At 67.8% G+C, this 17,645-nt stretch carries 20 protein-coding genes; 9 read left to right on the top strand and 11 right to left on the bottom strand.

What is annotated here, in order from left to right; translation table 11 throughout:
- The first annotated feature begins 1 nt into the window (after nt 1).
- The 5 genes from LVJ59_RS08580 (at nt 2) to LVJ59_RS08560 (ending at nt 2,866) form a co-directional block, all read left to right on the top strand.
- The gene (locus LVJ59_RS08580; protein ID WP_232762684.1) at nt 2–505 is read left to right on the top strand and encodes a hypothetical protein; all 504 of its coding nucleotides are present in this window, start codon (nt 2–4) and stop codon (nt 503–505) included.
- Complete coding sequence (locus tag LVJ59_RS08575; RefSeq protein ID WP_232762683.1) at nt 505–1,083, top strand: hypothetical protein; 579 nt, start codon at nt 505–507, stop codon at nt 1,081–1,083. Before LVJ59_RS08580 ends, LVJ59_RS08575 begins: the two co-directional genes overlap by 1 nt.
- Nucleotides 1,080–1,640 (top strand): hypothetical protein, encoded by a 561-nt coding sequence (locus LVJ59_RS08570; protein WP_232762682.1) that lies wholly within the window; start codon nt 1,080–1,082, stop codon nt 1,638–1,640. Before LVJ59_RS08575 ends, LVJ59_RS08570 begins: the two co-directional genes overlap by 4 nt.
- Before the next feature lie 113 nt (nt 1,641–1,753).
- The gene (locus LVJ59_RS08565; RefSeq protein ID WP_028501988.1) at nt 1,754–2,041 is read left to right on the top strand and encodes a WXG100 family type VII secretion target; all 288 of its coding nucleotides are present in this window, start codon (nt 1,754–1,756) and stop codon (nt 2,039–2,041) included.
- A gap of 177 nt (nt 2,042–2,218) precedes the next feature.
- On the top strand, nt 2,219–2,866 hold the full coding sequence (locus LVJ59_RS08560; RefSeq protein WP_232762681.1) for a hypothetical protein: 648 nt from the start codon (nt 2,219–2,221) through the stop codon (nt 2,864–2,866).
- 20 nt (nt 2,867–2,886) lie between these two features.
- On the opposite strand, the gene LVJ59_RS08555 is transcribed toward LVJ59_RS08560, so the two are convergent.
- A complete protein-coding gene (locus LVJ59_RS08555; protein ID WP_232762680.1) occupies nt 2,887–3,354 on the bottom strand; it encodes a recombinase family protein in 468 nt (155 codons plus the stop codon).
- Between the two features lie 54 nt (nt 3,355–3,408).
- Complete coding sequence (locus tag LVJ59_RS08550; protein WP_232762679.1) at nt 3,409–4,398, bottom strand: malate dehydrogenase; 990 nt, start codon at nt 4,396–4,398, stop codon at nt 3,409–3,411.
- 53 nt (nt 4,399–4,451) lie between these two features.
- Here LVJ59_RS08550 and LVJ59_RS08545 point away from each other — a divergent pair, with 53 nt between their 5' ends.
- Together LVJ59_RS08545 and pip are read left to right on the top strand one after the other, a co-directional pair.
- On the top strand, nt 4,452–5,330 hold the full coding sequence (locus LVJ59_RS08545; protein ID WP_232762678.1) for a neutral zinc metallopeptidase: 879 nt from the start codon (nt 4,452–4,454) through the stop codon (nt 5,328–5,330).
- Between the two features lie 70 nt (nt 5,331–5,400).
- Nucleotides 5,401–6,384 carry a prolyl aminopeptidase gene (gene pip, locus LVJ59_RS08540; protein WP_232762677.1) on the top strand — a complete coding sequence of 328 codons (984 nt, stop codon included), beginning with the start codon at nt 5,401–5,403 and terminating at the stop codon, nt 6,382–6,384.
- Nucleotides 6,385–6,487: 103 nt separating this feature from the next.
- On the opposite strand, the gene LVJ59_RS08535 is transcribed toward pip, so the two are convergent.
- The 3 genes from LVJ59_RS08535 to LVJ59_RS08525 are packed head-to-tail and all read right to left on the bottom strand — an operon-like array spanning nt 6,488 to nt 10,002.
- A complete protein-coding gene (locus LVJ59_RS08535) occupies nt 6,488–8,284 on the bottom strand; it encodes an aldehyde dehydrogenase family protein (protein ID WP_232762676.1) in 1,797 nt (598 codons plus the stop codon).
- Nucleotides 8,285–8,312: 28 nt separating this feature from the next.
- On the bottom strand, nt 8,313–9,707 hold the full coding sequence (locus LVJ59_RS08530) for an MFS transporter (protein ID WP_232762675.1): 1,395 nt from the start codon (nt 9,705–9,707) through the stop codon (nt 8,313–8,315).
- Between the two features lie 31 nt (nt 9,708–9,738).
- Nucleotides 9,739–10,002 (bottom strand): glutaredoxin domain-containing protein, encoded by a 264-nt coding sequence (locus LVJ59_RS08525; protein WP_047521334.1) that lies wholly within the window; start codon nt 10,000–10,002, stop codon nt 9,739–9,741.
- 82 nt (nt 10,003–10,084) lie between these two features.
- On the opposite strand from LVJ59_RS08525, the gene LVJ59_RS08520 reads away from it, so the two are divergent.
- Entirely contained in the window at nt 10,085–10,477 is a 393-nt protein-coding gene (locus tag LVJ59_RS08520) for an SIP domain-containing protein (protein WP_232762674.1), read from the top strand.
- A 14-nt stretch (nt 10,478–10,491) separates the two neighbouring features.
- On the opposite strand, the gene LVJ59_RS08515 is transcribed toward LVJ59_RS08520, so the two are convergent.
- Nucleotides 10,492–10,947 carry an adenylyltransferase/cytidyltransferase family protein gene (locus LVJ59_RS08515; protein WP_232762673.1) on the bottom strand — a complete coding sequence of 152 codons (456 nt, stop codon included), beginning with the start codon at nt 10,945–10,947 and terminating at the stop codon, nt 10,492–10,494.
- A gap of 119 nt (nt 10,948–11,066) precedes the next feature.
- Here LVJ59_RS08515 and LVJ59_RS08510 point away from each other — a divergent pair, with 119 nt between their 5' ends.
- Nucleotides 11,067–12,287: a glycosyltransferase gene (locus tag LVJ59_RS08510; protein WP_232762672.1), complete on the top strand. Its 1,221-nt coding sequence runs from the start codon at nt 11,067–11,069 to the stop codon at nt 12,285–12,287.
- Here LVJ59_RS08510 and LVJ59_RS08505 read toward each other — a convergent pair.
- The 5 genes from LVJ59_RS08505 to LVJ59_RS18075 form a co-directional block, all read right to left on the bottom strand.
- Nucleotides 12,284–13,825 carry a family 16 glycosylhydrolase gene (locus tag LVJ59_RS08505; RefSeq protein ID WP_232762671.1) on the bottom strand — a complete coding sequence of 514 codons (1,542 nt, stop codon included), beginning with the start codon at nt 13,823–13,825 and terminating at the stop codon, nt 12,284–12,286. The genes LVJ59_RS08510 and LVJ59_RS08505 overlap by 4 nt on opposite strands.
- A 94-nt stretch (nt 13,826–13,919) precedes the next feature.
- Entirely contained in the window at nt 13,920–14,435 is a 516-nt protein-coding gene (locus LVJ59_RS08500; protein WP_232762670.1) for a serine acetyltransferase, read from the bottom strand.
- Complete coding sequence (locus LVJ59_RS08495; protein WP_232762669.1) at nt 14,432–15,331, bottom strand: glycosyltransferase family 2 protein; 900 nt, start codon at nt 15,329–15,331, stop codon at nt 14,432–14,434. The genes LVJ59_RS08500 and LVJ59_RS08495 overlap by 4 nt, the downstream gene beginning before the upstream one ends.
- Nucleotides 15,332–16,240: a glycosyltransferase family 2 protein gene (locus tag LVJ59_RS08490; RefSeq protein WP_374199053.1), complete on the bottom strand. Its 909-nt coding sequence runs from the start codon at nt 16,238–16,240 to the stop codon at nt 15,332–15,334.
- Nucleotides 16,241–16,300: 60 nt separating this feature from the next.
- A complete protein-coding gene (locus LVJ59_RS18075) occupies nt 16,301–17,599 on the bottom strand; it encodes an O-antigen ligase (RefSeq protein ID WP_232762667.1) in 1,299 nt (432 codons plus the stop codon).
- Nucleotides 17,600–17,645: the final 46 nt, after the last annotated feature.

Genomic DNA, 17,645 nt, shown 5'->3' with positions numbered 1-17,645 from the left:
CATGACCTCCCCTCGGGCTTCCGTGCACAAGCGGATGACGACGATATACCTCCTGCTGCGGATGATGCAGGCGGCGGCGCTGATCGCCTATCTGGTCGGGTCTCTGCTTCTCGCCGGAGGACAGATCGCCGCAGGTCGCGCGCCGATGTGGGGTGTTGCTATCGACTACCCCGTGTTCTCTTTTCCAGGGCTGTTGTCTCTCGCTGTGTCCGTCATCGGTCTCATCCTGGCCGTCGCTGTTCTCGCCACCGCGCGTGTGAAGGATTCCGGTCGAGTGGGTGGAGCGTTCGCGGCGACGGGTGCGGCCACCGCGTCCTCGGCGATGTTCGCGTGGATGCTGCCTTCGGATGAGGCGACCGAGGCGACGCTGCGGTGGGCAGCGGCCGGAGTCGACGTGGCCGCGACATTGCTTCTGATGGTCGCAGCGCTGATCTTCGCCGTCCGGGATGACCGTGCTCGTAAGAGTGAAGGACGCCCGATCTGGACCCCCGGGCAGGAAAGCTGATGGCCGAAGACGAGCCCGGCGGATTCAGCATCCTGTTCCCGCCGGGGTGGACACGGTACTTCATCGATGATGAGGGGCGAAAAGCCCTGACCATGCGGATGTCGTCGCAGATTCGAGCGCTCGGTCGCCCCGATCTCGATGTCGAGGCGCGCATGCTGATCAGCCAGCAATGGAAGCAGATGCAGGCGCGGAGTGTCGGTGCGGTCTACCTTCCGGACGCGATGGGGGACGACTCGACACCTCTGCCGATGTCATTCGCGCTGATCCAATACGTCGCTCGTCCCGGAGCCGACTTCGACTCGGCGTTCCGCGACATGGCGAAGGGGGCCGTCGAAGCTTTCGACACGTCGATCGGTCGGATTCTGCGAACCGAGAGCGAGCGCCGCGGCACAGACGAGCTCGCGGAGGTGATCGGGCGGCAGATCGACTACGGCATCGCGCTTCCGAACCCGCGTGACCGTCGCGGCATGATCGTCTCGACCTCCATCACCACGCTCGAGGACACGGCACCTGATCTGGTGCAGGGTCTGATCGAGCTCAGCGACACGATCGTCGAGACGTTCCGGTGGCGTGCGTGACCGGCTACCGGGTGCTGCCAGACCAAGCCGCCTGGCTGACACTTCCGCTCGAGTTCCCGTGGAAAGACTTCGTCGATGACGTCTCCTGGGCCGCCGAGGTCGCAGATGACAGAGCAGTTGCCGACGCGCCTGCGGCCGTCCGCACGGCGATCGCCGAGAGCGCGCTCACTCTCGTGCGCGCCGAGCCGCCGCTTCCCGGCGTGCGGGAGCGTTTCTGGTGGCTCCCCTCGATCGGCGGATCGGTCGTGGTCGCGCATCTGACGGCCGTCGAACTCGACGAGTCGCTCCACGAGCAGCCCCTCGATTCCTTCGTCTTCCTCGGCGCGGGAGGAATGGTCCAGAACATCACCGAGGTCGAGGGAACCGCGTTCGACACGGCCCTGGACTGTGTGCTGCTCGTCCCGGTCGACGACACGACCATCGCGCTGAGGCGCCTTCTCGGACGAACGGCGCGGATGCTGCTCATGCTCGATGTGTTCGTCGATGACGGCGGTGCGCTCCACGAGGCGCGGCACGATATCTCGACGCTCTTCACTTCGATCGAAGTGGTGCACTGATCGTGCTCGGTGAGGGGGAGTTGTCCCCATCGACGGTGTTCGTGGGGGCCGCGTAGGGTGGTGGCATTCGGGCCGGAGGGGCCCGGTTCTTTCGATTTGCGGAGGTGTGGACGATGGCCGATTTCGGTGCGTCTTATGCAGAGATGGAGCAGGTGGCGTCGTCGCTGTCGCAGGCTCGTGATGACATTCAGGGTCAGTTGGACACGTTGAAGGGTCAGGTGGACACTCTTCTGGGTGAGGACTTCAAGACGCAGCATGCGTCGGGGAAGTTCGGTGAGGGGTACACGGAGTTGACGACGGGTCTGAAGACCGCGGTCGACGGTATCAACGACATGTCGGAGTCGCTGCTGGGCATGATGCGTGCGATCCAGGATCTGGATCAGCAGCTCGCGGGCAGCTGACGAACGGCACGGTTTCACGGAGAGGGTCGACCAGGTGGTCGGCCCTCTTCGTCGTCACCCCGCCGACGGCGGCCAGAGTCCTTGCTCCTCCAGTGGCAGCCACCGGTTGGTATTGTCACGGCCAATGGCCAGGCGTGGAACTGAGCCGTGGGAGCAGGGGCAGCAAGGGGCGGGCGGATGGCGATGCGCTGGCAGATGACCGCGGTGATGGCGGTGCTCGCGCTCGTCCTCACCGGGTGCACGAACGAAGGAGAAGGCATGGCGACCCCGACCGGCGATGAGCTCTTCGCCCAGGCGAAGCAGCACTACCTCGACTACCGCGACGTCACGAACCGCGTCCAGGGGCTGATCTTCGACGGTCCGTGGGAGGCTCCGGGCGGCTCATTCGGCATGGAGCCTTCGGGGGCGGGCTGCCCGGACGGTTCTTACAAGTTCTCTCTCGCCCGATCGACGGAAGTGGATCCGGAGCAGCACGCCGAGCAAAGCGCCGCTGTGCAGAAGTACCTCACGGACGCGGGCTATGAGTTCGATGGCATGGACCTGGGGTCGGGCGAGGTGCAGTCGAGCGATGTGATCGTGCGCGAGCAGGGCGAATTCTCGTTGTTGACGGTGACGTTCATCACGAACGGCAACGTGCTCGTGACGGCGACGACCAAGTGCTGGCCCGGTGACCGCTACGAGCTCGGCGACCTGATGTTCGGTGACGCGAACCTTTCGGAGGGATATCTGCCGCGCGAGGAGTCGCCGAGCGATCCGCTGTTCTTCGGAGTGACTCCGGGAGAGCCGGCCTTCGGCCCGACACCGAAGCCCACCGCGACGCCGTAGCGTCTGCGCGCGCAGTGGTGTCAGCGTGCGGCGTCCGCGAGGTGCCGGGCGTCGTGGCCCAGGACCTTCACGATGATCCCGTGGCGGCGCAGTTCTGAGACGGTGCGGGCGCCCTCTTCGGCGTCGCGGCCGAGAGCCTTGATGTTCACGACGACCAGCACATCGCCGTGTGTCAGAGTCGCGATCAGACGCGCGAGACGGTCGTTCCAGCTCTCCAGGATGTCGGGTGCCGGGTGACGGAACCCCTCGATCGGCACGCCGAAGCGGGTGAGGTCTTCGCGCTGCTTGACGACCGAGGGCATGCCCTCCCGAGCGACGACGAGACCGACCAGGCGCGAGCCGTCAGGGCGTGCGGTCCAGAAGTTGCGGTTCTGCTGCAACTCGGTGAAGCACTTCGGGCAAGCCGCGGCATCATGAGGCAGGTGCAGCGGGCTCGTCAGCGCCTCATCGACGGCAGTCGCCTTCATGGGATCGATCGTCTCGCTCATCGCGCACCTCCGGCATCCATTCTGCCCTGTCGGACGGCGCCGCGGCGACCGGATTCACAACAGACCGAGGGCTTGCACCGTCTCTCGCTCCTGGAGCAGTTCCGCGACGGACGCGTCGATCCGCGCGCGTGCCCACTCACTCAGCTCCAGCCCTTCGACGATCCGCCATTCACCGTCGACGGAGCGCACGGGGAAGGACGAGACGAGACCCTCCGGGACGCCGTACTCGCCGTGCGAGACGACGCCGGCCGAGGTCCAGTCGTCGGTGCCCCGGACCCAGTCGCGCACGTGCTCGATGGTCGCGTTCGCGGCCGACGCCACCGACGAAGAACCGCGCACCGCGATGATCTCCGCTCCGCGCTTCGCCACCCGCGGGATGAACGTTTCGTCGAGCCACGCCGGCACGTCACCGACGATCTGTTCCAGAGCCGGCGCCACCGGACGGCCGGCGACCGTGGCGTGCGAGATGTCGGGGAACTGCGTCGCGGAGTGGTTGCCCCAGATCGGTACGCGGCGCACGGTGTGTACCGGGGTGCCGAGGGTCTGCGCGAGCTGGGCCCGCGCGCGGTTCTCGTCGAGTCGCGTCAGGGCGGTGAAGCGCTCGGCGGGTACGCCGTCCGCCGACGCGGCCGCGATCAGGGCGTTGGTGTTGGCGGGGTTCCCGACCACCGTGACGCGCACTCCCGCCGCCGCGTTCGCCGCGATGGCCGAGCCCTGCGGGCCGAAGATGCCGGCATTGGCGGCGAGCAGGTCGGCGCGCTCCATCCCGGGCCCGCGGGGGCGGGCCCCCACGAGCAGGGCGAGGTCGCACCCGTCGAAGCCCACCGCGGCGTCATCGGTCACCTCGACGTGTTCGAGCAAGCCGAACGCGCCGTCCTGCAGCTCCAGTGCGGCGCCCTCCGCGGCACCGAGTCCCTGCGGGATCTCCAACAGGCGGAGCCGTACCTTCTCGTCCGGTCCGAGCAGGTCGCCCGCCGCGATGCGGAACAGCAGTGCGTAGCCGATCTGGCCGCCGGCGCCGGTGAGGGTGATCGTGGTCGTCATGCCCCGAGCATACGTCCGATCACGCCGGTCGTCCCTCGGAGTACCCTCGTCGCATGACCTTCAATCCCGACGCCGACATTTCGGGCAACACGACCCGTCGACGCGGTCGCACCGCAGCCATCGCCGGGGGTGCGGGAGTGGGCGTGCTCGGCATCATCGCGCTCATCGCGGGCCCCCTCCTCGGCATCGACCTGACCGGGCTGCTCGGGGGTGGGGCGCCGAGCGGGAGTGGCGAGCCCGTCGGGGGATCGGTCATCGAGAACTGCGACACCGGCGCGGATGCGAACGCGGACATCGACTGCCGGATGGCCGGCGCGCAGCTCGCGCTCGATGACTTCTGGGCGGAGAACGTCGACGGGTATCGCGCCCCGCAGATGGTCGTGGTCGACGGCTCCACGCCCACGCAGTGCGGTACGGCGTCCAACGCCGTCGGACCGTTCTACTGCCCGCCTGAGGAGGGGGTCTACGTGGACCCCACGTTCTTCCAGCTCATGCAGCAGCAGTTCGGGGCGTCCGCCGGTGACCTTGCGCAGCTTTACATCGTCGGGCACGAGTGGGGCCACCACATCCAGAACATCACGGGCGACATGGACCGCTACCCGAACAACGGGACGGGCCCGGGCAGCAACGGGGTGCGGATGGAACTGCAGGCGGATTGCTACGCCGGGGCCTGGATCGGCCGGATCTCGGAGGAGACCGACAGCAAGGGTGTCCCGTACCTGAAGCCGACCACCGAGGCGCAACGGGTCGACGCCCTGAACGCGGCGGCAGCGGTCGGTGACGACAACATCCAGGCGCAGTCCGGTTTCGTGAACCCGGAGAGCTGGACGCACGGCTCCAGTGATCAGCGTCAGCGCTGGTTCGCCGAGGGGTACCAGAACGGGCTGGGCGCCTGCGGCCAGGTGTTCACCCTCGCCGAAGGTGACCTCTAGCAAAGGGGCACCCGCGAGGCAGGTCCGTTACGGTGGAAGAGGCAGTACTGCACGACCGGCTGGGGGGCCGATGATGACGAAGACAGACGCACTGTATCCACCGATCGAACCGTACGACACGGGGGAGATGCTCGTCGGAGACGGTCACCGCGTGTACTGGGAGGTCAGCGGCAACCCCGACGGCAAGCCGGTGGTCTTCCTGCACGGCGGCCCCGGAAGTGGAACCTCGCCCTGGCAGCGGCGGTTCTTCGACCCGGAGGCCTATCGCATCGTGCTGTTCGATCAGCGGGGGTGCGGGCGCAGCACACCGCACGCGAGTGCTCCCGATGCCGACTTCCGTCACATCACCACCGCCCACCTGATCGCCGACATCGAGCTGCTGCGCAAGAACCTCGGCATCGACAAGTGGCAGGTGTTCGGCGGGTCGTGGGGGAGCGCCCTCGCACTCGCCTATGCGCAGGCACATCCGTCTGCGGTGACCGAACTCGTGCTCCGCGGGATCTTCACGCTGCGTCGCGAGGAGCTCGAGTGGTTCTACGAGGGCGGGGCAGCGGCCCTCTTCCCGGACCTCTGGGAGAGCTTCCTCGCGCAGATCCCGATCCTGGAGCGCTCGCACCTGATCGAGGCATACCACCGCCGACTCTTCGACCCCGACCCGGCGGTGCACGTGCCCGCCGCGATCGCCTGGTCGACCTGGGAGGCGGCGACCGTGACGCTCACACCGGATCCCGCGCAGATCGCCGCCCTGTCCGATCCGCAGAAGGCCACCGCGTTCGCCCGCATCGAGAACCACTTCTTCGTCCATCGCGGGTGGTGGGACGAGGGGCAGCTGATCGCCGACGTCGACGCCATCCGCCACATCCCCGCGGTCATCGTGCAGGGTCGACACGACGTCGCGACCCCGATGATGACGGCGTGGGATCTGCACCGGGCGTGGCCCGAGGCGGAGTTCATCGTGGTCGACGATGCCGGTCATGCGGCGACCGAGCCCGGCACGCAGAGGGCACTGCGTGCGGCGACCGACCGATTCGCCCGAGCGAGCCGCACGACGTGAAGGAGATCTCATGGAACGAAGGAGTGGATGCGCGACCGGCTCCTTCATTCCATGAGTTCTCCTTCGCTTCGCGCTGACCGTCAGGCTCGTTGCGCGCTGATCGTCAGGCTCGGAGAGCCTTCGTCAAGGTCTTCACGAGCCCCAGGAGACTGCCGTCGACCCGGTAGCGGGTCAGTCCTTCGCTGACGGCCGCACCGGTGCGCGCGGAGACGAACCACGGCGGCTTCGGCAGGATCGTGAACCGTCCACCGCCGTTCGCGATCGGTAGTGAGCGCGGGAGGGGGCGGAACGGTCCGCGGAGCACGGAGCGCTCGACCCCGTCGAGCAGGAGCGCGTTGTGCACGACCCCCAGGCCGCTGCCGACCTCGTCGATCGTGCCGCCCGGAAACGCGCCCCAGGTGAGTGTCGGGGTGATGAATGCGAATGCCGTCCAGCTGTTGATGGCGATGGAGCCGTAGTGGAGCGCGGCGATGGCCCGTTCGAATCCGGCACCGAGCGACTTCTCCGTTGCAGGGTCGATCAGCAGGTTCGCGCCGAGGGTGCCCTCCAGCCTGTCGTTCGCATGGGCGACAGCGGCATCCAGGAAGTCCTGGCCGGTGCCCGGCACGGTCACGACTCCCAGCACCGGGGCGAAGTACTCGGTGGTCTCCAGCGCGGTCGCGTCGTCGTCGGCGTCGATCTCGACGAGCAGCCGGTCGCCCAGCACGAGGGCGTCAGGGTAGGCGTCGGATGCGAGCTCCATCCGCGAGGCGGAGCCCGGGTACCAGGTCGGACGTTCGGGGGCGTTGGCGTATGCACGGCGCAGCGCGGCTCGGAACGCATCGGCTTGATCCCACTCCGATGACATGATCACCACTTGGCCTGCGATGCAGTTGTGTCCGCAGTTCTGCAGGCGCATGGTCGCGATGTGCTCGGCGTGGTAGGTGAGGTCGGCCTCCGTCCACGCGCCGGGCACCACGATGATCGGTGAGACGCCGCCGAGCTCGGCCGTGATCGGCTTCTTCAAGCGCGGGCGGTTCTCGCGGCGACGGCGCTTCGTGGCCGCGGCACCCTCGCCCTTCGACGGCCCCCACACGATGGCGTCGAACGTCGCGGCGGACCCGGTGATGTGCACGTGCGCGAGTCCGGGGTGGTCGGTGAGGAAGGCGCCGACCGCCGGGCCGCCTCGCACGATGCGCAGGAATCCCGGCTCGATGAGGGGCGCGAGCGCACGCTTGTACACCGGCACGAGGGCGTCCTGAGTGGGGTTCACCTTCAGCAGCGCCGTGCGGTTGTGGGCGAGCAGTTCGTAGAACACGTCGAGTACAGGGATCGAGGTGATGTTGCCGGCGCCGAGCACGAGTCCGACCCCACCCGACGCGGTCGGAGTGCGCTGCGCGAGGCCGGCGGATGCGCGCACGGAGTTCGGGGTGATCCCGGGCTCCAGCCAGACCTCGCCCGTGAAGCCGGACAGCAGGAACCTGTCGATCCCGGTCAGGGGGAAGGCGTGCACCCGGGTACGCCCACCCGGGGCGCGGTCGATCGTGATGCCGTCGAGCGGGTTGGTGCCTTCCGCCAGGCGGGAGAGGGTCGCGATGTAGGCGTCGAGCGCGCCGATCACGCTGTAGGGGCCGCTGAGCCACTCTTCGCCCCGCAGTGGATGCGCCCCGTCGAGGCCCTTGGAGGCGGAGGCCGTGTTCGCCCAGTCCTCGGCGGTGGCGGCGACGCTCGTGCGCACCGCGCGCAGCAGGGTCACGCGTTGAGCGATCGTGAGGGCTGACCACGTGCGTGCACCGGCGTGCAGGTCGTCGACGGCGGTGTCGAGTCGTTCACGCTCGCCCGCGCTCATCCCGGGAGCCTCGGCCTTCGGCGCGCGCTTCGGAGCAGGCGTGGCGGCGGTGGAGGTGCTCGCAGAAGTCATCGATGTCTCCTTCGGACGTGATCCCAGCTTAGGCGTCGAGGCTCGCCGCGGCGTCGATGTCTTCCCTGCGCAGGCGATAGCGGCGGAGGGTCAGCAGGCTCGCCGCCATCAGCGCAGCGGGGAGGATGCTGAAGCTCAGGACGATGCCCGTGATCGCGGCCGCCGGTTGCTCGACGGTGGCGCCGGCGACGGTGGAGATGTAGCCGGTGGTGGCGAGGGTCAGTGACACCGCGGTCGCACCGAGGGCGAAGCCCACTGTCTCGCCTGCGGTCCAGATGCCGGTGAACGTGCCCGCCTGTCCCGGCCCGCTGGTGCGCTCGTCGTGCGAGATGACATCGGGCAGCATCGCCATCGGCAGGGACTGGAGCCCCGCGTAGGCGATGCCGGCGACGGCGACGGACGCGTAGATCCACGTGCCGGGTGTCCACACCGCGACGACGAGGGTTGCCGCTGCGGCGGTGAACAGGCCGCTGGCGATGGCGAATGCGCGTTCCTTCCCGGTGCGCCGGGCGAGCGCGGTCCACGCCGGCGTCGCAAGCAGCGCAGGTCCGACGAGGGCGACGAACACGAGCGTCACCGCGTCTTCGGATCGCAGGACCCAGGTCGCGACGTACTGGGCGCCGGCGAGCATCGTCCCCGTCGCGAGCGCCTGCAGGACAAAGGTCCCCAGCAGGGCGCGGAACGGTTGGCTGCGTCCGAGTGCCCGGAAGCCGGACATGTACTGGTCGCGCCACGTGGAGGACATGATCGGTGCGCCGGGGGTGTGCGCGGTGCGCCGCGCCGCGATGTCCGCCGTGCGGGCGGCGATCAGCATGCCGATGCCGATCGCCAGGCCGGAGGCGATCCCCATCAGGAGGTATCCCAGGACGGGATCGGAGCCGGCGTTGCGCAGCGCCGGACCGCCGGCGCCGAAGAGCAGGATCGCCGCGGTGAGTACGACGACGCGCCAACCCAGCAGGCGGGTGCGCTCGTCGTAGTTGCCGGTCAGCTCTGCGGGGAGCGCGACGTAGGGCACCTGGAACAGGCTGAAGGCCGTCGCGGTCGCGAGGAACGCCAGCAGGACGCTGATGGCGCCCGTCACCGGTCCCCAGGAAGGGGGGACGGCGAAGGTGAGTGCGAAGAACAGCGGGAGCGCGAGGGCGCCCGTGACCATGAACCCGCGACGGGACCCCGTGCGTGCGAGCTGTCGATCGGAGGCCGCGCCGATCAGGGGATCGATCAGGACGTCCCAGATCTTCGCCGCGGTGACGATGAGTCCCGCGGCCAGCGCGGCCACGCCGACGTTGTCGGTCAGGAAGTACGTCAGCACCAGCCCGGGCAGGGTGGCGTAACCGCCGGTCCCCAGCGACCCGATCGTGTACAGCACGATCGTGCGCGGGGAGAGGCGGACGGATGCTCGTTCGGGCCGAGCCTCAGTGCTCATCGCGCCAGTGTAGCGGCGCCACGGCGACCGTTCAGATCAGTGCGAGCTCGCGCAGCTTCGACTCGACATCGGCGTTCGACGGCTCGACGTGGTGTGAGGCGTCGGGGTACACGACGACTGGGATGTTCGTGCGCCCCGAGATGTCCTTCGCGATGTCCGCGGCAGCGGGCTCCGCGACGAGGTCGACATAGGTGTACTCGACGCCGAGCGCATCGAGCTGCTTCTTGGTGCGGATGCAGTCGCGGCACCAGTCGGCGCCGAACATCGTGATGGTGTCGGAGGCAGGAGAAGTCATGCCTCCAGCCTACGACCGCGTGGATGGGGTGGCGCCGAGAAGCCTCTTGATAGGTAAGGCTACCCTTATCTATGCTGATGGCATGAGCAACGCGTGCGAGCACCTGGATGACCCTGATTGGGACAGCATCGAGGGGGCCGTGCTCATCGCCGGCGATGCGGCCGATGCCGGCGCCATCGCCGGCATCGCGGCGCGGCTGCCCTGGGACGCCCAGGGGGTCATCCTCCTCGAGGTCGCGGCGCGCATCCAGTTCCGCCACATCGATGTTCCCGACGGCGTCTCGGTGCGGTGGCTCGTGCGTGGCGACGGCATCCGTGCACACGCTCGCGGTGAGAGACTCGCGAACGCCGTCCACGCCTGGTGCGTGGAATGGGCATGCGGCGAACCGTGGTCCCCGTGGACCGTCTGGCTGGGCCCGCACACCCCTCCACACGTGGCGCGGATGGCGCGCAGCCTTCTCGGCGTCGCGAATTGAGCGACGCCCGAAGGTCAGCGGGTCGCGGCGACGGCCGGGGCGTTCGCGCCGGCCGTGATCGCGTCGAGCGCTCGGCGCAGCGATGAGCTCGAGGTGTGCGCCGTGTACGGGAAGTACACAACCTCGACGCCGACCTCGGCGAACTCGCGCTCGAGGCGCAGGCCCTTGTCGGTTCCGCGCCAGTCGTCGCCCTTGAAGAAGTGCGTGAAGTGCACGTCGCGCCAGGAGTCCATCTTCGATGGTGTGGTCTCCACATAGACGTCGTCGACGAAGGAGATGTGCTTCACGATCTCCGCGCGCTCGGACGTCGGGATGACGGGATCGATGCCCTTCACCTGGCGCAGCATCTCGTCGCTGACGACACCCGCGATCAGGATGTCGCAGTGCTGCTTGGCGTGACGAAGTAGATTCAGATGCCCGACGTGAAAAAGGTCGAAAGCACCAACGGCATAGCCGATACGCGTCCCCATGATCTCCCCAGATCAGTAGTCCCCAGTAAGCGGATCCCCACCCGCTCAGCGACTCCCACAGCCGCAAGTCGAGAGTCTAGCAGGTTTGGGTTTCTTTCCCCACAGGAACACATGGAACGATGGAGGCCGCAGGCATTGCGCGTGCGGAAGAGGGGGCTGACGTGGGGACACCGGTCACGGTCATCGTGCCGACGTTCAACGAACGCGACAACGTCGCGGAACTCGTCGCCCGCATCGCCGCTGCGCTCCCCGAGGGGGACGCCGAGATCCTCTTCGTCGACGACAGCACCGACGACACCGCTGCCGAAGTGGCGCGCGTCGCCGCCGATGCCCCGGTCCCGGTGCGCGTCATCCATCGCGCCGAGAACCACGGCGGTCTGGGCGGGGCCGTGGTCGTCGGGATCGAAGCCGCGTCCTTCGACGTCTGCATCGTCATGGATGGCGATCTCCAGCATCCGCCGGAGCTCCTGCCCGCCCTGCTCGACCGCTACGACGCGGGGGATGCCGATCTCGTCGCCGCGTCCCGCTACGTCGGCGGAGGGGACACCCGTGGCCTCGGGACGGCCGTGCGGTTCGGCGTCTCGCGCGCTGCGACCTGGCTGACCAGGGCGATGTTCCCGATCCGGCTCGCTCGCAGCACCGACCCGATGACGGGCTTCTTCCTGGCGGACCGGAAGCGCCTCGACGTCGCGAATCTCCAGCCTCAGGGCTTCAAGATCCTCCTCGAGATCCTGGCCCGCAACGACCTTCGCATCGCCGAAGTGCCGATGGAGTTCGCCGAGCGCAGGCACGGGACGTCGAAGGCGAGTCTGCGCCAGGGAGCGACCTTCATCGCGCACCTCGCACGTCTGCGATTCGGGAAGATGTCCTTGTTCGCGCTGATCGGCGCGATCGGCGCCGCCGCGAACCTCGGGATCATGTGGGCGCTGACCGCCGCCGGCGTCCCTTACATCTGGGCGGCCATCATCGGCGCCGAGGTCACGATCATCGGGAACTTCTTGCTGCAGGAGCGCTTCGTCTTCGCCGACATGCGCACCGACGCCCGTGGGCTCGGGGTCCGCTTCGCCAGTTCCTTCGCCTTCAACAACGTCGAGGCGGCGCTGCGGATCCCCGTGATGGCATTGATGGTCGAGTCCTGGCACATCTCGAGCGTGCTCGCGACGGCCCTCTCCCTCATCGTGGCCTTCTTCGCGCGGTTCCTGTTCCACTCGCTCGTCGTCTACGCCCCGAAGCGGCGCCGGAACGACGACGCGGCGGCATCCGAGCCGAAGCCGGATACCGCCGCGCTGCGTGTGATTCGGGCGATCGACACCGAAGTGATGAAGCCCGGCGAACTCTAGGGCGCGGAGACCCCGAGGCCCGACCACGGAGCCGTGAGCGCCTCCGGTGCGCGCTGAGACAGGTAGCCGAGGAGGACGACATCGTCGCCGACCGGAACCGTACGGTTCGCCCGCGCGGTCAGCTGCCAGTCGGGCTCCTCGGAGCCGGCCGTCCACGCCTTGGCCGACACCTTGCCGTTCACGACACGGAGGGAGACCTGCACATCATCGCCCGGACCATAGCTCCCGCGACCGCCTACGTAGACATCCTCGAGAACCGTGCTGCGGTTGCCGGTGACGCTCGCCATCGTGAGGCGGAGGGAGCCGGACGCCTTGAGGGATACGGTCGCGCGGTAGCCGTTGCGGCCGTCTTCGGAGGAGAGCACCTGGAGCGAGTGGTACATCACACCGGACCCGATGTTCTCCGGCACAGTGAAGGCGACGGTCGCCTCGGAGCCGCTCGTGTCACCGCTGTCGTAGGCGTGGCGGATCTCCTTGCCGGGCCGCAGCTCGAAGGCGCCGGACTCGATAGCGGGGGGCTGCTCGACCGGAGGTTCGACGACGGGAGGTTCGACGACGGGAGGTTCGACGACGGGAGGTTCGACGACGGGAGGTTCGACGACGGGAGGTTCGACCACGGGAGGTTCGACGACGGGAGGCTCGACGACCGGAGGTTCGACCACGGGAGGTTCGACCACGGGAGGTTCGACCACCGGAGGCTCGACCACGGGGGGCTGCTCGTCGGGGTTCGCCATGCGCCAGATCTTCAGGCTCGACAGGTTGATCGTGCCACCCTTCCAGCCCTTCGCGGGGAGACCGATGCCGCAGTCGGGCTCCACCGGGGCGCAGCCGATCTGGAGCGTGACCCGCGGATACCAGGTGGCACCGGGTCGTTCGAAGATGGCGTTCCAGTCGAAGCCGGGACGCACGTCCTCCGGTCCGGCATCGAGCATCACGTGTCCGTCGACGCTGATGACGATGCGGTTCGGCGTCTTCTCCATCACATAGGTGTGCACACCGGTGGGGTCGGAGTTCGGCAGTTTCTCCCAGCGGACCGAGCCCTGAAGGCTGCGATGGGTGGGGCCGTACTCATTGTGGATCGTGGCGGCCGGGCGCGCATCGTCACCGAAGACCTCCATCAGATCGATCTCACCGTGCGCGCTGTCGAGCGGCCGCAGCCACATCAGCGCCGGCCACAGCCCGGGTCCGAAGGGCACGGAGCCCGTGGCCTCGACGCGGGAGTAGTTCGGGATCCTGATCCCGAAGCCCTTCGCATCACCGGAGGTGTAGTCGGCGGTGGAGCGACTCTCTGCCGCGCCTCGAACGCTCAGACCCGAGGGGCCGAACGAGACGTTGCTCGGGATGTCGTAAGACGACGTGTTCGACGATTGGCCCGTCTCCAGCGTCCAGCGGCTGGAATCGGACAGGTCGACATCTTCCTGGAAAGTCCATCCAGGAAGGTCCTCGTCAGCCGCGACCGCTGGTGCGGCACTGAGGAGGGACAAAGCGAGGATCGTCGCGCCGAGCGCAGCGATCGTCGTTCTTCGCGAGGTTCGCATGATTCGAAAGACTCATTCCGTCGGACCCCCTCCGCGGAAAATAACGAGTTCATCACAGCATGATCGGGCGTCGAGGTCAAATCGGAAGTCGGGCTCAGCTGCGGATGTCGGATGCCGGAGACATGACCACAGCTCCCGCCGGAACGTCTCGGAACACGACAGCGTTCGGGCCGATCCTGGCGTTCGTGCCGACCGTCACCGCGCCGATCACGACCGCTCCTACCCCGATCTCCACACCGTCTTCTATCACGGGGCAATCATCGGAGAGCTTGCGGTTCCCGAGGGTCACTCCCTGTCGCAGCATCACGCCGGCGCCGATTTTGCTCGCCGGGTTCACGACGATCCCGACACCGTGGCGGAGGCGGAGGCCGGGCCCGACTTCGGTGCTCACGGGTAGCTCGATCCCCATGAACCCCTCGGTGACGAGCTTGTAGGAGCCGCCGACCGCGAGGAAGAGCAGCCGGGACAACGGTCCGCTGCCGGCTCGCCAACGCTGAGCCGAACGGAACCAGCGCAACACGAACCTGCTCTTCGGGTAGGCGGCGTTCGCCTTCCGGTCGGCTGCCCATACTGTCCGGAATCGATCTCGGGGGCTCTGTGCTGTCGTCATGTCGCCACGGCCTTCTCCTCGAGCCGTGCAGACAGCCATGACCGGCGCTCCGCGAGCTTGCGTCGCAGTGCGCGCTGGGCAGAAGGCGCGTGACCGTGCAGCGCGCTCTCGAAAAGCCCGGTGAAGCTGTCCAGCTCGGCCCGCTTCTCATCCGGAGTGCGGGAGTCGTCGATCGACAACGATGTGATCCGTACCGCGGGGGCGCCGATGAGTCGCTCGGCCAGAGCCGAATACGCGGCGGCGAGTTCCGCGTTCTCCCACGATGCGCGACGCCACTGCGCCGATGCGGTCACCTGCCCCGGGTGCACGCGGTAGGCGAGCCCCGGCAGCGCGAGCCTGCGCAGGCGTGCGCCGTTCGCAGCCATACGCAGCCACAGGTCGTAGTCCTCGGTCGGCAGCACCCGGTATCCGCCGACGTCCTGCACGGCCGACCGGCGGGCGAGCATCGTCGAATGCGCGACCGGGTTCGTCAGCAGCAGGTGCAGGCCGAAGTCTTCCTCCGAGATGGCAGACGGGCGCGGAAGGCCGGGCATGCCCGAACCCCACGTCACGACGGTGGTGAACACCGCGTCGACAGTGCCGCCCATAGCGCCGAGCTGCCGCCGGAAGCGCCCGGGGAGCACGAGGTCGTCGGCGTCCATTCGGGCGATGTATTCACTGTCGGTTGCGCCGATGAGATCGTTCAGGGTGGCCGCGACGCCACGGTTGGAGCGCGAGAGTACGCGCACGCGGGCGTCCAAGACACCTCGTGCGGCTTCTGCCGTCGCGTCCGAGCTGCCGTCATCGAGGACCACGATCTCGGCATCGCGCGGGAGCGCGTTCAAGGTCGACCGGATCGCCGACGCGATCGTCCCCGCGGCGTTGTAGGCGGGGACGATCACGGAGAGACGAGGCATCTACATACCCCGTCCGCGCTTGTTCAACGCGGAGACCACCCGCTCGCCGGAGACGAATCCCATGCCGACGAGCATCGCGAGGTAGGCGCGCGGCTGACGGGCGTCGTGGCCGATTGCGCGACGTGCCCAGGAACGCGCCTGTGGTCGATCACCGAGAGCACCGTGGGCGAAGGCGATCTGGCCCTCGATCCGGGCCTGGCCCTCGCCGCTCCGTGTGAACTCCGGATGTTTGGCGAGAAGGTAGCTGAGGCCATCGACGATGCCCTGCCACTTCTCGCTGAAATACGATGTGCGATCCCAGTGGATGATGGTGTGCGCTTCGGGGACCGCAGCGACGCGGCCGAACTTGGCCGCCCGCAGGAGCAGGTCGTAGTCCTCGCCGTACGAGGCAGGAAGCTCTTCGTCGACGAGACCGAAGCCGGTCTTGAGGGCCTCTGCGCGGATGACGAAGGAGCTCGGGTGCAGTTCGGTGATCCGCGATCGGAGGAGATCGTCCAACTCGACGGTGGCGGGGGAGAGCCGCTCGTGGGTGCCCCCCGCGGAGTGGATCTCGATGCCGGTCGCCGTCAGCACCACGCCGGGGTCCTCGAACAGGGGCAACTGCGCGGCGAGCTTGCCCGGTTTCCATTCGTCATCATCGTCGCAGAATGCGATGAGCGGCGCGCTCGTCTCGAGGATTCCGGTGTTCCGCGCGCCGGCGAGCCCGGGAGTCCTGGTGTTGTTCACCGCCCGTAGGGTGTGTGGTCCACGCTCGAGGTCCTCGAGCTCATCGATCGGTGTGCCGTCGTAGACGAGCACCACTTCGATCGGATGGACGTGTTCCTGTGCGAAGACGGACGCCACGGCGCGACGAAGCAGCTGTGGACGGTCTCGCGTCGCCATGACGACACTAACGATCGGTTGCACCATCGACTCCCCTAAGTCTTGGTCGAACTGTCGCGCTTCCCCAAAAGCGCGATCCGGGCAACTCTACCGTGTCGTCGGCGGCGGTGCCAACGCTGTACTGCGCAGTTCGCGGATCGCGAGCGCCGCAGCGGGGAAGGTCAGGATCAGGCCGTTGGGCAGCACACCGTAGAAGAAGACCTCGACGAGGATCACCAGCTGCACGGTGTTGAGGATCAGCATCGCGGTGCTGCGCCCGCGGATCGTCGCGAAGAACATCCAGGCCAGCGCGGCCATGAAGCAGACCAACGCCGGGAAACCGTGCGAGAACATCACCATCCACAGATGCCCCTGCGTGCCTGCGGAGGGCGCACCGTCCGTGAACGATGGCCGGGGCGCCCCGTAGCCGAACAGCGGAGAGTGCAGGGTGCGGACGAAGGTCTCCTCGTAGAGGTTCGCCCGGTCTTCGGTCGACGAGCTGGTCTCGACACGGTCGGTGAGCTTGCTCCCCACGTCGAGCGCCACCGCGGCGATGCCGGCGATGATGCCGATGACGCTGAGGAGCGCGACTGCTCGGAGTCGGCCGGCAAGGACGAACCGGACGAAGAGGTAGGCCGCGGCCACCGCGAGGCCGATGAACATGCCGCGGTTCAGCGTGAGGAACGCCGGGATGAGGGACAGCGGGATGGCCAGGATCAGCAGCCAGAACCGCCGGCCGCGGGGGATCACCGTCAGGTAGGCGACGACCATCGGGAGAGTGATCGAGTAGACGTTGCCCCAGCCGTTCGTATAGAGGAACGGTGCGGACGGCCGTGGGTCGAGAGCCAGCCAGCTGTCCGGGTTGTATTGGGTGAGGCGTCGGACGACCATCTCGCCGATGAGTTCGTTCGCCTGCAGCCCTTGCGGGAGGACGTAGGACAACGGCGTCCGGAACGAGAATTCCGGGGCGATGATGCCCGCGAAGCCGCCCAACACGGCCCACAGCCAGAACAGGGTGAATACTCCGAGCATGTAGCGCAGCGTGAGCGTCTCACGGGCGTTGTAGACGTAGATGAAGACGACGGTGATCGCGATGTAGAGAAGCGCGCGATAGATGAAGCCAATCAGGCGCCCCGACGTGTCGATACCGATGACCGATGCGCACATCAGGACGATGAACAGAAGCCAGATCGAGAAGCCGCGGGGCACCTGGATGCCTCCGCGGCGGATCATCAGCACCGCCATGCAACCGGCGAGAGGAATCCACGCCATCTCGGCGAAGCCGAGGACCCACCACAGGGGGAAGAAGGCGAGCATGGCGGTGAAGGGCCAGCGGGGGAGGGTCGATCGCGATGCGCCGAGGGTGCGCGAAGGCGTTCGCCCTACCACTGTCGCGTGCGTGTTCACCCGTCCTCCGTGTTCACTCAGGGTTCGCCCCTAGGATAGGTGCAGA

This window comes from Microbacterium sp. KKR3/1 (assembly GCF_021272365.1).
Lineage (GTDB): Bacteria > Actinomycetota > Actinomycetes > Actinomycetales > Microbacteriaceae > Microbacterium > Microbacterium aurugineum.
The sequence above is the reverse complement of the archived record's forward strand: the minus strand, read 5'-3'. Positions and strand labels throughout refer to the sequence as shown.

Excerpts from the sequence above, each read along its gene's own strand:
- LVJ59_RS08535 (WP_232762676.1), bottom strand. The coding sequence starts at position 8,284 with ATGACTTCTGCGAGCACCTCCACCGCCGCCACGCCTGCTCCGAAGCGC.
- pip (WP_232762677.1), top strand. The coding sequence starts at position 5,401 with ATGATGACGAAGACAGACGCACTGTATCCACCGATCGAACCGTACGAC.
- LVJ59_RS08575 (WP_232762683.1), top strand. The coding sequence starts at position 505 with ATGGCCGAAGACGAGCCCGGCGGATTCAGCATCCTGTTCCCGCCGGGG.
- LVJ59_RS08505 (WP_232762671.1), bottom strand. The coding sequence starts at position 13,825 with ATGCGAACCTCGCGAAGAACGACGATCGCTGCGCTCGGCGCGACGATC.
- LVJ59_RS08555 (WP_232762680.1), bottom strand. The coding sequence starts at position 3,354 with ATGAGCGAGACGATCGATCCCATGAAGGCGACTGCCGTCGATGAGGCG.
- LVJ59_RS08495 (WP_232762669.1), bottom strand. The coding sequence starts at position 15,331 with ATGCCTCGTCTCTCCGTGATCGTCCCCGCCTACAACGCCGCGGGGACG.
- LVJ59_RS08490 (WP_374199053.1), bottom strand. The coding sequence starts at position 16,240 with ATGGTGCAACCGATCGTTAGTGTCGTCATGGCGACGCGAGACCGTCCA.
- LVJ59_RS08500 (WP_232762670.1), bottom strand. The coding sequence starts at position 14,435 with ATGACGACAGCACAGAGCCCCCGAGATCGATTCCGGACAGTATGGGCA.
- LVJ59_RS08565 (WP_028501988.1), top strand. The coding sequence starts at position 1,754 with ATGGCCGATTTCGGTGCGTCTTATGCAGAGATGGAGCAGGTGGCGTCG.
- LVJ59_RS08560 (WP_232762681.1), top strand. The coding sequence starts at position 2,219 with ATGGCGATGCGCTGGCAGATGACCGCGGTGATGGCGGTGCTCGCGCTC.
- LVJ59_RS08550 (WP_232762679.1), bottom strand. The coding sequence starts at position 4,398 with ATGACGACCACGATCACCCTCACCGGCGCCGGCGGCCAGATCGGCTAC.
- LVJ59_RS08510 (WP_232762672.1), top strand. The coding sequence starts at position 11,067 with ATGGAGGCCGCAGGCATTGCGCGTGCGGAAGAGGGGGCTGACGTGGGG.
- LVJ59_RS08530 (WP_232762675.1), bottom strand. The coding sequence starts at position 9,707 with ATGAGCACTGAGGCTCGGCCCGAACGAGCATCCGTCCGCCTCTCCCCG.
- LVJ59_RS08545 (WP_232762678.1), top strand. The coding sequence starts at position 4,452 with ATGACCTTCAATCCCGACGCCGACATTTCGGGCAACACGACCCGTCGA.
- LVJ59_RS08515 (WP_232762673.1), bottom strand. The coding sequence starts at position 10,947 with ATGGGGACGCGTATCGGCTATGCCGTTGGTGCTTTCGACCTTTTTCAC.
- LVJ59_RS08580 (WP_232762684.1), top strand. The coding sequence starts at position 2 with ATGACCTCCCCTCGGGCTTCCGTGCACAAGCGGATGACGACGATATAC.
- LVJ59_RS08525 (WP_047521334.1), bottom strand. The coding sequence starts at position 10,002 with ATGACTTCTCCTGCCTCCGACACCATCACGATGTTCGGCGCCGACTGG.
- LVJ59_RS08520 (WP_232762674.1), top strand. The coding sequence starts at position 10,085 with ATGAGCAACGCGTGCGAGCACCTGGATGACCCTGATTGGGACAGCATC.